General features: G+C 61.1%; 14 protein-coding genes and 1 riboswitch. Of the genes, 4 read left to right on the forward strand and 10 right to left on the reverse strand.

What is annotated here, in order from left to right; all coding sequences use genetic code 11:
- Positions 1–90: 90 nt before the first annotated feature.
- Together mpl and HY067_11865 are read right to left on the reverse strand one after the other, a co-directional pair.
- Entirely contained in the window at positions 91–1,434 is a 1,344-nt protein-coding gene (gene mpl / locus HY067_11860) for a UDP-N-acetylmuramate:L-alanyl-gamma-D-glutamyl-meso-diaminopimelate ligase (GenBank protein ID MBI3528651.1), read from the reverse strand.
- A 193-nt stretch (positions 1,435–1,627) separates the two neighbouring features.
- Positions 1,628–2,830, reverse strand: a complete 1,203-nt coding sequence (locus HY067_11865) for a class I SAM-dependent methyltransferase (protein ID MBI3528652.1) — start codon at positions 2,828–2,830, stop codon at positions 1,628–1,630.
- 41 nt (positions 2,831–2,871) lie between these two features.
- Here HY067_11865 and HY067_11870 point away from each other — a divergent pair, with 41 nt between their 5' ends.
- From HY067_11870 to HY067_11885, 4 genes are all read left to right on the forward strand, one after another.
- Entirely contained in the window at positions 2,872–3,654 is a 783-nt protein-coding gene (locus HY067_11870; GenBank protein MBI3528653.1) for an SDR family oxidoreductase, read from the forward strand.
- A 35-nt stretch (positions 3,655–3,689) separates the two neighbouring features.
- Entirely contained in the window at positions 3,690–4,067 is a 378-nt protein-coding gene (locus tag HY067_11875; GenBank protein MBI3528654.1) for a dihydroneopterin aldolase, read from the forward strand.
- Positions 4,068–4,952: a tRNA 2-thiocytidine(32) synthetase TtcA gene (gene ttcA, locus HY067_11880; GenBank protein MBI3528655.1), complete on the forward strand. Its 885-nt coding sequence runs from the start codon at positions 4,068–4,070 to the stop codon at positions 4,950–4,952.
- A 326-nt stretch (positions 4,953–5,278) separates the two neighbouring features.
- Entirely contained in the window at positions 5,279–6,520 is a 1,242-nt protein-coding gene (locus HY067_11885) for an alanine--glyoxylate aminotransferase family protein (protein MBI3528656.1), read from the forward strand.
- Here the strand turns inward: HY067_11885 and HY067_11890 are convergent.
- The 8 genes from HY067_11890 to HY067_11925 all read right to left on the reverse strand — a co-directional run bounded on the left by HY067_11890 (position 6,472) and on the right by HY067_11925 (position 13,523).
- Positions 6,472–7,371, reverse strand: coding sequence for a M48 family metalloprotease (locus HY067_11890; protein ID MBI3528657.1), 900 nt, complete (start codon positions 7,369–7,371; stop codon positions 6,472–6,474). The genes HY067_11885 and HY067_11890 overlap by 49 nt on opposite strands.
- A complete protein-coding gene (locus tag HY067_11895) occupies positions 7,364–7,690 on the reverse strand; it encodes a hypothetical protein (protein MBI3528658.1) in 327 nt (108 codons plus the stop codon). The genes HY067_11890 and HY067_11895 overlap by 8 nt, the downstream gene beginning before the upstream one ends.
- A gap of 15 nt (positions 7,691–7,705) precedes the next feature.
- The gene (locus HY067_11900) at positions 7,706–8,557 is read right to left on the reverse strand and encodes a M48 family metalloprotease (GenBank protein MBI3528659.1); all 852 of its coding nucleotides are present in this window, start codon (positions 8,555–8,557) and stop codon (positions 7,706–7,708) included.
- Entirely contained in the window at positions 8,554–9,081 is a 528-nt protein-coding gene (locus tag HY067_11905) for an SH3 domain-containing protein (protein MBI3528660.1), read from the reverse strand. The genes HY067_11900 and HY067_11905 overlap by 4 nt, the downstream gene beginning before the upstream one ends.
- Positions 9,078–10,883, reverse strand: a complete 1,806-nt coding sequence (locus HY067_11910; GenBank protein ID MBI3528661.1) for an adenylate/guanylate cyclase domain-containing protein — start codon at positions 10,881–10,883, stop codon at positions 9,078–9,080. The genes HY067_11905 and HY067_11910 overlap by 4 nt, the downstream gene beginning before the upstream one ends.
- A 167-nt stretch (positions 10,884–11,050) precedes the next feature.
- Positions 11,051–11,914 carry a methylenetetrahydrofolate reductase [NAD(P)H] gene (gene metF, locus HY067_11915; protein ID MBI3528662.1) on the reverse strand — a complete coding sequence of 288 codons (864 nt, stop codon included), beginning with the start codon at positions 11,912–11,914 and terminating at the stop codon, positions 11,051–11,053.
- A 14-nt stretch (positions 11,915–11,928) separates the two neighbouring features.
- On the reverse strand, positions 11,929–12,072 hold the full coding sequence (locus HY067_11920; protein MBI3528663.1) for a hypothetical protein: 144 nt from the start codon (positions 12,070–12,072) through the stop codon (positions 11,929–11,931).
- Between the two features lie 17 nt (positions 12,073–12,089).
- A complete protein-coding gene (locus HY067_11925; GenBank protein ID MBI3528664.1) occupies positions 12,090–13,523 on the reverse strand; it encodes an adenosylhomocysteinase in 1,434 nt (477 codons plus the stop codon).
- A 57-nt stretch (positions 13,524–13,580) separates the two neighbouring features.
- Positions 13,581–13,655: riboswitch (S-adenosyl-L-homocysteine riboswitch) on the reverse strand.
- Positions 13,656–13,662 lie beyond the last annotated feature (7 nt).

Raw genomic sequence — 13,662 nt, forward strand, 5'->3', positions numbered from 1 at the left:
ATTTTGTATTCGTTTGCCTCTGCGTACTCCTGGTTTTCCTCTGCGCCCTCTGTGTCAACGCCCTTTATGCCTTTCACTTCAGTGAAAGGCTTACTTCGCCAGAGCCTCCAGAATCTTCGCGTGGACGCCGCCGAAGGCGCCGTTGCTCATCACCAGGATATGGTCGCCTTCGTGGCTTGCGCCAGCTACGGCGCGGACCAGCGTGTCGAGGTTGTCGAAACATTTCGACTTCGCACCGAGCGGCGCCAGCACCGGCTGCGCATCCCAGCCAAGCCCATTGGTGTAGCAGAACACCAGATCGGCGGCCGCCAGACTTCCCGCAAGCGCATCTTTCATCACACCCATTTTCATGGTGTTCGAGCGCGGCTCGAGCACCGCCAGGATACGCGCGCCGCGCACCTTGCTGCGCAGGCCCGCGATCGTGGTTTCGATCGCGGTCGGATGATGAGCGAAATCGTCGTACACCGTGATGCCGTTCACCGAGCCCCGCATCTCCAGCCGGCGCTTTACGTTCCTGAATTCCGCCAGGGCGTCGATGCCCTTGGTCACCGGCACGCCGGCATGGCGCGCCGCCGCCAGGGCCGCCAGCGCATTGTGGCGGTTGTGCTCCCCGAGCAGCTCCCAGCTTACCGTGCCGCGCGGCCCGCCTTCGAAGAACACGTCAAAGGCGTGCTCATCGCGCGGCTTCGCGGTCCAGCCTTCCTCCATGCCCAGCCATTCGACCTTGCTCCAGACACCCTTTACCAGCACGCGCCGCATGCTCTGCTCGCGGCCATTGGCGACGATCAGGCCGTTGCCGGGCACGGTGCGCACGAGATGATGAAACTGGGCCTCGATCGCGGCGAGGTCGGGAAAGATGTCGGCGTGATCGAACTCCAGATTGTTGAGGACGGCGGTACGCGGCATGTAATGGACGAACTTCGAGCGCTTGTCGAAGAACGCCGTGTCGTATTCATCCGCTTCGATGACAAAAAACGATGAGTCCGTGGCGCGCGCGGAGATGCCGAAATTCAGCGGTACGCCGCCGATCAGGAAGCCGGGATTCAATCCCGCGTGCTCAAGTATCCACGTCAGCATCGACGTAGTGGTGGTCTTGCCATGGGTGCCGGCCACGGCCAGCACCCATTTCCCGCGCAACAGGTTCTCATAAAGCCATTGCGGGCCGGAAGTGAACGCAAGACCGCGATTTAGGATCTCCTCCATCAGCGGATTGCCGCGCGACACTACGTTGCCGATCACGAACAGATCCGGTTTCAAGTCGATCTGCCGGGAATCGAAGCCCTCGATCAGCTCGATGCCCTGCGCCTGCAACTGGGTGCTCATCGGCGGATAGACGTTGGCGTCGCAGCCGGTCACTTTGTGACCGGCCTGCCTGGCGATCACGGCGATTCCGCCCATGAAAGTGCCGCAGATGCCTAGGATATGGATATGCATTGCGAAAAGACCTGTCTAGCCACCGAGGGCATAGAGACCACAGAGAAATACGAAGTTCAAACGACGCGCAACCTTACGCAAGTCCACCCAAAATTACAAACGGCTTCGTCGGCAAACCCATGGGGATTTCCGCAGCCTGGTTTCCTCTGTGATCTCCGTATCCTTTGTGGCAAATGTTCTTGGCGCTGGTGTTTCATAGCAACCGCGACTTGTCGCCGGAGGCGAAGCCGATCAGCGGGCCGTCGATGCCGCGACCCAGGGCAATCACCTTGAACAGCTCGCCCATTTCAGCGGGGGACAGCAGTTTCTGTACGCCCACGGTGAGCGCGAATCGGGAGGCCGCCGCATCCCCGGACTGTTGTTCCAACAGTTGTGTAATTCCGCTATTGATGAGGAACTGCGCCTGTGTGGTATAGCCGAGCAACTTCAGTCCGGCATCGATGCCGGCTTCCGCCACAACGGTAAAATCGACGTGCGCAGTCAGATCCTGCAAACCGGGCAAGAAGAACGGGTCGTCGTGCGCGCGATGACGGTAGTGGCACATCAACGTTCCTTGGGAACGTTGCGGATGGTAATACTCGCGGCGGCCGAAACCATAGTCGATCAGCAGCACTGCGCCCTTGCGAAGAGAATCGGACAAGGTGCGCACCAGCGCGGGGGCAGTCAGCGAAATTTCGCTGATGGTTTCCGCCTCGGCGCCAGCCGCTTCGGCCGCATCGCGCAGGGCGCCCGGTGGCAAAGGCCGTTCCGACCAGACAAAGCCGTCTCTCCAGCCCACGCCACGTTCGTATAAACCGTCCTGACGCCAGGCAACCAGATGCACCGGCAGCGCATCGAGCACTTCATTTGCGATGACCACCCCCGCGAAATCTTCCGGCAATGCCGTGAGCCATTCGATCCGGGTTGCCAGTTCGGGCAAGCGCTGTTCCATCGTGCGTTTCTGGCGCTGCGCGAGTTGGGGGCTAATGTCCAGGATGAAGTAGCGCTGCGGAAGGCGATCGAGGTTGCGCAGTTCGCGGAGCACGTCCGTCGCGAGGACGCCGGAACCCGCGCCAAGTTCCAGTATGTCGCCCCCGGTGCGCCCGAGAAGCTCCGCGATCTGCCGCGCCAGCGTCCTGCCGAACAGGGGCGAGATTTCCGGTGCAGTGACAAAGTCGCCCTCGTCGCCGAGTTTGGCGGCGCCGGCGACGTAATAGCCTAGTCCGGGCGCGTATAAGGCCAACTCCATGAAGCGCGCGAAACCGATCCTGCCGCCGCCGGCTTCGATTTCTTTGCGGATGGTTTCCGTCAGCCGGGCGCTGTGACGGCGCGCATCGTCGGACGGCACAGGCAGATCCGGACCGGAATGGGGGGTCGGCAAGGGGGAAACGTGAAGTGGTTGGGCTACAATCCCCATTCAACAACAGCTGCGCCCCGTGGTGCAACTTTCAGGACAACATGAGTCGGGCCCACAGCAAGCAACGGGCAGCATTGGTTACCGGGGCCGGCAAGCGCATAGGCCGGGCGATCGCGCTCGGACTGGCGGCCGATGGCTGGGACCTGGCGTTGCACTTTCACCGCTCACAGGCCGAGACCGAGGCATTGGCAACACAAGTTTCGGCGCTCGGCGTGAAAGCAGTCGCCGTTCGTTGTGATCTCGGAAACGCAGACCAGTTATCGGGCCTGATCGCCGGATGCGAACGCGCGCTGGGCACGGTGACCTGCCTGGTCAACAACGCCGCCCTGTTCGAGTACGACAATCTGGCCAGTCTCGACGCCGATAAATGGCAGCGCCACATGGATGTAAACCTGCGTGCGCCGCTGTTGCTCGCCAAAGCGTTTGCGGCGCGAATTCCCGATGGCGTCACCGGTTGCATCGTGAATTTGCTGGATCAGAAAGTGTTCAACCTGAATCCGGATTTCCTTTCCTATACCATCGCAAAGATCGGACTCGAGGGTGCGACGCGCGTGCTCGCCATGGCATTGGCGCCGAAAGTGCGTGTGTGCGGCGTGGCGCCCGGCATCACGCTGGTGAGCGCAGAGCAAACCGCGGACGGTTTTGCGCGCGCCCATCGCATGGCGCCCCTCGGACGCAGCTCGGACGTGGAAGACATCGCCGACACGGTCCGCTTCGTGGTCAACACCGGGGCGCTGACCGGCACGACGATCGTGGTCGACGGCGGCCAGCATTTATGGCCATCGCGTCGTGATGTCCAGTTCGAAACCGGTAACAGCCGATGACTGCCCGCTTCCTGAACCCGCGAACGTCGACGGACATGGCCGCGGCAACCGGACTGGGCCGCGCACGCCGGATCTTCCTGAAAAACTTCGAGACCCGACTCTCCATCGGCATCCACGATTTCGAGAAGCAGGCCAGACAAAGGGTCATCGTGAATGTGGATCTTTATATCGATCCCGACGGCAAGGTGGAGCGCGATCATATCGACGAAACGGTAGACTATGACTTCGTTCGCAGGGAAATCGCCGCGCTGGCCGACAGCGGCCACTTCAACCTGCAGGAAACGTTCTGCGAGAAAATCCTGGCAATCTGCCTGGCGAGGCCGGGTGTTCTGGCCGCCCGGGTTTCCAGCGAAAAACTGGATGTGTATCCGGATTGCGAATCCGTGGGTTTCGAGATTTTCCGTACCAGGTAAATGACGACGCTGCAGAAACAGGTGTACGAGGGCAACAAGCTCGCCAAGCGGCTGCGCCGCCAGGTGGGGGAAGCCATTGCCGATTTCGACATGATCCACGACGGCGACAAGGTCATGGTCTGCCTGTCCGGCGGCAAGGACAGCTATGCGCTGCTCGATATCCTGCTGTCGTTGAAGAATCACGCGCCGATCAACTTCGACATCGTGGCGGTGAACCTCGACCAGAAGCATCCCGGCTTTCCAACCGAGGTGTTGCCGGACTACCTGATTTCGATCGGCGTGCCGTTTCGCATCATCGAGCAGGATACCTACAGCGTGGTCAAGCGCGTCATCCCCGAAGGTAAGACCATGTGCTCGCTGTGCTCCCGTCTGCGGCGTGGCGCGTTGTATCGTGTCGCCAAGGAAATTGGCGCCACCAAGATCGCGCTCGGCCACCATCGCGACGACATCCTCGAGACCTTCTTCCTGAACCTGTTCCACGGCGGGCGGCTGAAAGCGATGCCGCCGAAGCTGATCAGCGACGATGGCCAGCACATCGTGATTCGTCCGCTCGCCTACTGCAAGGAACCGGATCTCGAGGAATATGCGAAGTTGCGCGAATTCCCGATCATTCCCTGCAACCTGTGCGGCTCGCAGGACAACCTGCAACGCCGGGTCGTGAAGAACATGCTGCAGGAGTGGGAAAGGAAATTCCCCGGCCGCCTGGAAACCATGTTTGCCAGCCTCCAGCGGACCTCGCCCTCCCATCTGCTCGACCCGCACCAGTTTGACTTCGCCAATCTGAAGACCCAGCCCGAGGCTTATCAGGACGGCGACATTGCCTTCGATGACGAGGACTTCTCTGCCCGTCTGATCCAGTTTCCGGTCGTCAAATCGGCCAACTAGGCGGGGGGTGCCGGGTGTCGTCGCATCGATCTTTGCAACCGGTCATGGACGCCTTATTACGAGCAAGCCGGCTTCCGGTCTTATTTCCGACACTGAATAGTGAGTGCCGCCTTCGGCAGAACGTGAGTCTAGGCTTCATCTGAAACAATCGAAGGGGAGAGTCGCGGCCGGCCTGGTGCATGATGCCAGGACCGCCACGCCCTCCTTGGCTGCCTGTTTTTTGCACAGGCCAGCTTGGCCGGTACCCCCCGGGTCTTGTACACTTCGCGTCTTCCTGCGGCGCCGCAGCCGTGTTTCAGACCTTAATCCTCCTGCCGGGGAAAACCATGTCCAGCCAAGATTACGCTCCGAAGAGAAAGATCAATTCCTTCTATCCGCCGCAACGCCATCTGATGGGGCCCGGTCCTTCGGAAATCCATCCGCGCGTGTTCTCGGCGATGGGCAAGCCGACCATCGGCTACCTCGATCCGGTGTTCGTCGAGATGATGGAAGAACTCAAGGAACTGCTGCGTTACGCTTTCCAGACGAACAATGCGCTGACCTTCCCGGTCTCCGGCCCCGGCTCGGTCGGCATGGAGATGTGCTTCGTCAACATGGTCAGCCCGGGGGACAAGGTCATCGTCTGCCGCAACGGCGTGTTCGGCGGCCGCATGATCGAGAATGTGCAGCGCTGCGGCGGCGTGGCCGTGGTGGTGGAAGACCGCTGGGGCACCCCGGTGAGTCCGCAGAAAGTCGAAGACGCATTCAAAGCCAATCCGGATGCCAAGGCGCTCGCCTTCGTGCACGCCGAAACCTCGACCGGCGTCGCCTCGGATGCCAAGACGCTGGCGGAGGTCGCGCGCAAGCACGGCGCGCTCACCATCATGGACGCGGTGACGTCGCTGGGCGGCACGCCCGTGCTCATCGACGAATGGGGCATCGACGCGGTCTATTCGGCCAGCCAGAAATGCCTGTCCTGCACCCCCGGCCTGTCGCCGATTTCCTTCAATGAACGTGTCGTCGAACGGGTGAAAACCCGCGGCGACAAAGTACACAGCTGGTTCATGGACATGAACCTGCTGCTCGGTTACTGGGGCGCCACGAATCGCACCTATCACCACACCGCGCCGACAAACGCGCTGTACGCCTTGCACGAATCGTTGCTGATGTTGCGCGAGGAAGGCCTGGAGAATGCCTGGGCCCGCCATCAGCGCAATCATCTGGCGCTGAAAGCCGGCCTGGAGACGCTGAGCCTGAAGTATCTGGTGGAAGAAGCCTACCGGCTGCCGCAGATGAATGCGGTAACCGTGGCGCAGGGCATCGACGAGAAGGAAGTGCGCCGCCGTCTGCTGCTGGATTACAACCTGGAGATCGGCGCAGGACTGGGTGACCTCGCCGGCAAGATCTGGCGCTTCGGCCTCATGGGTTATTCCTGCAAGATGGAGAACGTGATGCTCAGCCTGTGCGCGCTGGAGACTGTGTTCACCGACATGGGTGTGAACGTCAGGTTCGGCGAAGCCGAAGCCGCGGCCTATCACGCCTACGCCGCCCATCCGTCGCGCTTGCAACCGGTGCGCGCCGTCGCCTGACGCGAAGAGCTCCGACCAGACCGCCAGCGCCTGCAAGCAGCGCATGTTTGGACACGATCAGTTTCCCTGGTCGCGCAGCGAGCGCGTGGCCGCAAGGTAACGCTCGTTGCCGACATCGCCCAGCGTGTCTTTCTCCGCACGCGCGCAATCTCGTGTCCGAGCACACCGGCCAGTTCGGACTCGGTCCCGAGCAGGGCCAGCATGCCGCGGGTCACGAATACATAGCCGCCGGGCACGGCAAAGGCATTCACCGCATCGGCATCGATCACGGCGAATTGCCAGGGCAGGCCCGGCCGCTCGCACTGCTGCGCCACCCACATGCCGACGCTGTTGAGATACCGCAGCAACGCCGGATCCTCGAGCAGTTTCTGTTCTCCTATCAGCGCCGGCACCATTTCCAGTCCCAGCGAAGCTTCCTCGCGATCGCCGAGATTGAACTGCAACTGCACGCCGGACGGATTCGCGCGCATGAAATCCTTGTGTTCCCTTTCCGATTCGGCGAGGGCCTTCGCCGTCTCCGGATCTTTGCGAAGGTTGCGCATTATCTCGTCGTTCTCTTGCTTCGCTGCCTTCGCCTGCTCGCGCGCGGCCCGCAGTTGCTCCGCGCGCTGCCCCGCATCGTCCTTGCCCGTGCCCTCGGCCGCCGTCGCTCGCGGCGGCGGATCCTGAGCGGCTTCCATTTGCGCCTGCATCTGGCGCATTTGCGCTTCCAGCTGATCGGTGCCGGCGCGCATCTGCTGTTTCATCATTTCCTGCTGCGCCTGGATCTGCTCCTGCGACGGGCCACGCGAAACCATGCAGCCGGCCACACCGATAACAGCCAAGACGATCGTGGCGGCGAGCCTATTCATCGAAGAAATCGTCAGGTAACTGATCCATCGACAGGTAGTCGCTGTCCTCGAGGTAATCCTGCTTGCGCGGCTTGAGTCCGGCGGACCGCGCAAAACCGCTGGCATCCCTGGCGGCGACGCTGAAGCGTTTGAGCTTGTCGAACTCGCTGCGGCTGACGACTTCGACCGGTTGCTGTTTTGCGAGCTTGGCGACAGGTTTTCCGTCGGCCGCGGGGCGGTCGAGCAGATCGATCGCCTTCGGCGCGTAGCCGGTATCGCCGGCATCGGTGTTGAACGTCGGCGTTGCGAGCAGGAGCGGAAAAAATATCCGGCTTCGCATGAAGGCGGCCGAGAATTATTGGGCAGCGACCTGCAATTTCCTGGTGTACTGCTGGAAGCGGGTCGCGTTCTGCGGCGCCTTGATCGAATCGAGCGTCGTGAGTCCGGGCGCAAGCTGGTCGAGCCGCGCCTGGGGCAACGGATGGGTCTTGTAGAGCAACGTCAGGAACGTGTCCTTGGGGTCCGCGCTGGCGAGCGTGGTCAACACCGCAGGCAATCCGTAGGGGTCGTAACCCGCGCGGGTTGCAAGGACAACGCCCATGCGATCGGCTTCGAACTCATCGGACTTGTCCAGGCCGCGTGCGTACAGTTCCTTGGTCGGACCAGCCAGCTTCTTGACCAGCTCGGCGTGCTTGTTGTCGGTTGCGGCCGCCACGCCTTCGCCGAGCAGACTTGCGAATGCAGATTTGCGCAGCGCTTTCAGATGATGTTTCTGGTTCACGTGCGCCACTTCGTGGCCGAGCACACCGGCCAGTTCGGCTTCGTTGCGCAGCTGCTTCATCATGCCCTTGGTGATGATGATGTAGCCGCCGGGCGTGGCAAACGCATTGATGTGGTCCGAATCGTTGACGCCGAAATGCCAGGGCAGGTTCGGGCGCTCCGATTGCTGGGCCACCCACAGGCCGACTTCGTTCACGTAGTGTTGCAGTTCCGGATCGTCGTACAGCGGGCGGGCGCCCAGCAGCGTTTCAGTCATGCTCTGGCCGATCTGGATTTCCTCGGGCTCCTTTACTTCACGCAGATTGCCGACGCTCTTAACGACCGAGCCAATATCCACGTTTTTCATGTCGAACCCACCGCCGGATTTGCAGCCGCCGAGTACGACTGCGGCGATCAATGCGGGTACCACCAGCCTGAGGGCGCTCATTTCTTCTCCTTGAGCGGCTTGCCGCGCTCATCGAAGTAGGCGACCGGTCTTGTCGCGAGCTTGCCGCTCTCGGCGAGCTTGGCGGCTTCCGCGGTCGTGGCTGCGAAGCTCTTCATCTTTTCCACTTCCGCGGCATTCGGCTTGGCCTTGGCAAGATCTTCCTCGGAGAAGCCGCGCACGCCGGTGGTGACCGTGGAAGTTGTCGCCGGGCGCGGTCGATTGCCGATGCCGAGCGCGGACAGCAGGTTGCCGCCGCTCTGCGGCTTCTGGTCAGGGCTGCCGAGCCGCACAGACAGCATGCGTATCCAGCCTTGTCGGGCGTCGGCGGCCTTGATCTGCATCCAGGCGCCCTGGCGCATCACGATTTCCACCGTCGTCTTCTCTGGCAGCGTGGCGACCGTATCGGCATCGAGGAAGGGTTTGTCCTTCAGCTCGGTGGCTTTCAGCGTGTAGCCGGTTTCCGCCGCGTACGCCGTCGGAATCAGCAACGCCAGCAGGGCAACCAGCCGTGCCAGGGTTCTCATAGGGCGACTTTCCTCTTCGGTTCGAACAACGCGACTTCCTGCGTCCTGCCTTTCACTTTATAGAGTCCACGCGGAACAAAGTCAAAGGCGTCCGGGCACAGGCGCATGGTGTCTTCGGATACCAGAATCCGCGCCACGCCTTTGGTAAGACCCTCGACCCGGCTCGCCAGGTTCACCGTATCGCCGATGGCGGTATATTCGCGCCGTTGCTCGGAGCCGATCAAGCCGACGACCGCGGGTCCCGAGTGAATGCCGATTCCGACATCGAAATCTGCGCCGCGGTCGTCGAGATCTTTCCTGAACGCATCCAGTGTATCCGCCATCTCCAGCGCGCATTGGATTGCGTGCTCGGCATTCTTGGCATCGTCGAGCGGCGCGCCCCAGATGGCCATGATGCAATCGCCGATGAACTTGTCGAGCGCACCGCCGTTACGAAAAATCACTTCCACCTGCCGGCTGAAATAGCGATTGAGCAGGCTGACCACCTCCTGTGGAGTACGCGATTCGGAAAGCGTAGTGAATCCACGTATGTCGGAGAACAGCAGAGTGACCTGGCGGCTTTCGCCTTCGCGCGAAAGTCCGCCGTGGGCAATCAATTCCTTGACCACATGCGGATTGACGAACCGTGAAAATTCCCTGACCGCCTGCTCGCGTTCGCGCCTCTCGCGCAGATATTCCTGGAGCGCCGCGATGAAAAAGAAAACCAGGGCAAACAGCAATGGCCGCAGCATGGGCACTAACAGCAGCTTGCCGATTGCGACATACTGCGCAGCCACGAGGACCACCGAAACAAGCAACAGTGCGCCGCCGAGTTTCAACGTATGCAGGTGCGCTCGGAATCCTGCATACAACAGAACCAGCAGCGCCAGCATAATCGCCGCTGGCCATATCGCCGGGACCTGGTGCAGATAATTCCGGTTCTTGAGGTTGTCCAGCGCGCCGGCCAGGATATCAATGCCGTCGTACAACGAGCCCACCGGCGTTGGCCGTATGTCGTGCAACCCGCTGGCGGTCACACCGATGACGACGATCTTGTCCTTGAACTCATTAGGATCGCGCTTGCGCTGCTGGCTGTTGAAATCGATGTACAGATCGGAATAGGACACATGCGGGCGCCCGGCCTTTCCGCCGGGCCAACTGAGCAGGATGGATCCGGTATCCGGTACGGCCATGCCAAGATCCTGCGCCACCCGCGCCGGCAAGGAGGGAATTTTCCAGCCGTAGGCATTCTGGTAGACGAAGTAGCGGCGGCCGATGCCGTCCGCGTCGGCGAGGAAATCGATGGTGCCGAGACGCCAGTTCTCGGGAATCAGCGCCTTCGGCAACCCGACATTCAGCATGGCGTTCTGGTCCGCCTGCGGGCCGGAGAATGCGCCGAGCGCGGCCTGCATTTCCGCGATCGGCACGCCGTACGGATCGCCCGCGGGATCCTGACGCACGGTTGGGAAGAACACGTTGGCGTAGCGTGCAACTGCCTTGTTGAACAACTCGTCCGCATCCAGCCGATAGATGTCCGGCTCGAAGAACATGATGTCGAACACGATGGCGCGCGGTTTTTGCGCCGCAATGCCCTGCACCAATTCGCCGTGCACCGAGCGTGGCCATGGCCAGCGTCCGGCATAGTCGGCGAGTTGATCGAGACTGTGTTCGTCTGCGGCAACGACCACGATGTCCGGGTCCGGTTTGATCTTCCCGGCCTGGGCGGCGACGAAGAGGTCGGAAAAACGCGCTTCGGCGGAACGCAGCCAGTTCAGCCAGGAGAACTCCAAGAGGGCCGCGACCACAATCGCGGCAAGCAGCAGGAAGAGCGGTTTTGCAGATAGGTGCGGCACGCGCGCAGTCTACAAAAAAAGACAGCGGAAAGGTGAAAGAGAAAAGTGAAATTCAAAAGCAACGGCAACCGCCGCCCTTCGCTTCTCCACTTTCACCTTTGACCTTTGACCTTTTCCCTTTTCCCTTTCACCTGCTTTTACAGTCCGAGGCGTTGCCAGATGGTACTGGCCGGCCCCGCCTGGTTCAGGGTGTAGAAATGCAATCCCGGGGCGCCGGCTTCGAGCAGCTTTTCGCATAACGCGGTCACCACATCGAGTCCGAAAGCGCGGATCGACGCAGCGTCGTCGCGATAGCCTTCCAGCTTGATACGCATCCAGCGCGGGATCTCCGCGCCGCAGGCATCCGAAAACCGGGCCAATTGGGAAAAATTGCCGATCGGCATGATACCCGGCACGATCGGGACGGTAATCCCGGCAGCCGCGCATTCGTCGACGAACCGGAAATAGGCATCCGGATTGTAGAAATATTGTGTGATCGCCGAGTTTGCGCCAGCATCGATCTTGCGTTTGAAATTCTTCAGCTCGTCGGCAGCGTTGCGGGTCTGCGGATGGTATTCCGGATAGCAGGCCACCTCGACCTGGAACCAGTCGCCGGTCGTCTCGCGAATGAACGTCACCAACTCGTTCGCATATCTGAGCTCGCCGCCGGAAGCCAGGCCGGATGGCATGTCGCCGCGGAGCGCGACGACATGACGGATACCGCTTTCCCGGTAGCGCGACAACGTGGCCGCGATTTCCGCTTTGCTCGAAGCCACGCAAGAAAGATGCGGCGCGGCGTTCTGACCCGCGGCGCGAATTTCCAGCACGGTGTCCAGCGTGCCTTGCTGCGTGGATCCGCCAGCCCCGAAGGTCACAGAAAAGAAGCGCGGCTTCAACTGCGCGAGTTGCTGCCAGGTGGCGCGCAACTTCGCCTTGCCCTCCGGCGTCTTCGGCGGAAAGAATTCGAATGAGAAAACGCGGGAGGAGTGAGAGGTGCCCGCGGGATACCGGCCTTCGGCCATAAGAGGTGAGGGGGTCAAAACTTGTTCACCGCTTTATTTGAAGTTATCAGGCCTGCGATCAGACGAAAAACCCGATCCATCAGGGCTTCTACATCAGTCGAGTCGACGGCGTAGGTCAGCTCCGGTGCTATCACCAACTGGGTTCCCAGTTCGCTCACCCTTTACGCATCCGCTCTCAATACCGGTAGTGGTCCGTCTTGTAAGGCCCTTTCCTGTCTACGCCGATATAGTTGGCCTGGGTATCCGTCAGCTCCGTCAGTTGCGCATTCAGTTTCTTCAGTTGCAGACGCGCCACTTTTTCGTCGAGATGCTTGGGCAACGTGTAGACGCCGACCGGATACTTCTCGGTATTCACGAACAGCTCGATCTGGGCGATGGTCTGGTTGGCGAACGACGAACTCATGACGTAACTCGGATGCCCGGTGCCGCAGCCCAGATTCACCAGCCGGCCCTTCGCCAGGACGATGATCCGCTTGGCCGGCCTTCCATCCATAGCGGGAAAAATCACATGATCGACCTGCGGCTTGATCTCTTCCCATTCGTACTGGGACAGCGATGCGATGTCGATCTCGTTGTCGAAGTGGCCGATGTTGCAGACGATGGCCTGGTCCTTCATTTTCTTCATGTGCTCGTGCGTGATCACATGGAAGTTACCCGTGGCGCTCACAAAAATGTCGGCCTTGTCGGCGGCGTAATCCATGGTCACCACGCGATAGCCTTCCATCGCGGCTTGCAGCGCGCAAATCGGATCGATCTCCGTGACCCATACCTGCGCCGACAGCGCCCGCAACGCCTGCGCGGAACCTTTGCCCACGTCACCGTAGCCGCACACCAGGGCAACCTTGCCTGCGATCATCACGTCGGTCGCGCGCTTGATGCCGTCCACCAGCGATTCACGGCAGCCGTAAAGGTTGTCGAACTTCGACTTGGTGACCGAGTCGTTCACATTGATGGCCGGAAAGGCGAGCTTGCCGTCCTTGTGCATCTGATAGAGGCGATGCACACCGGTGGTGGTCTCTTCGGTAACGCCCTTGATCTTGGCCAGGCGCGTCGAATACCACTTCGGGTCCTGCTTGAGCTTGGCCTTGATCGCCGCGAACAATGCGATCTCTTCCTCGCTGCCCGGATTATTCAGCACGGTAATATCGGACTCGGCGCGGGTACCCAGATGCAGCAGCATCGTCGCGTCGCCGCCATCGTCCAGGATCATGTTGGAATATGCGCCGGCCGGCCACTCGAAAATGCGATGGGTGTAATCCCAGTATTCGGCCAGGGTTTCCCCCTTCACCGCAAATACCGCCGTACCGGTGGAAGCTATCGCTGCGGCGGCGTGGTCCTGTGTCGAATAGATGTTGCAGGAGGCCCAGCGCACCTGTGCACCGAGCGCCTGCAGCGTCTCGATCAGCACGGCGGTCTGGATGGTCATGTGCAGCGAGCCGGTGATGCGCGCGCCGCGCAGCGGCCGGGTCGCCGAATACTCTTCGCGAATCGCCATCAGGCCGGGCATCTCGGTCTCGGCGATGCGGATTTCCTTGCGGCCCCAGTCGGCAAGGGCCAGATCGGCAACGTGGAAATCGCCGGATTTCTTCGGGCTGGGAACAGCGGACATCGACACTCTCCTTATAACGGAGCGCCGAAAAGACAACGGCGCTCACAACCGGTTCAGGGATTGTGAGCGCCGTTAGTTCGTTTGCTGAGCCTGGCCTGTCCACAACGGAAGGTCGCAGCGCTCCTCAGCGAATTGCAAT

Source organism: Betaproteobacteria bacterium (assembly GCA_016194905.1).
GTDB lineage: Bacteria > Pseudomonadota > Gammaproteobacteria > Burkholderiales > JACQAP01 > JACQAP01.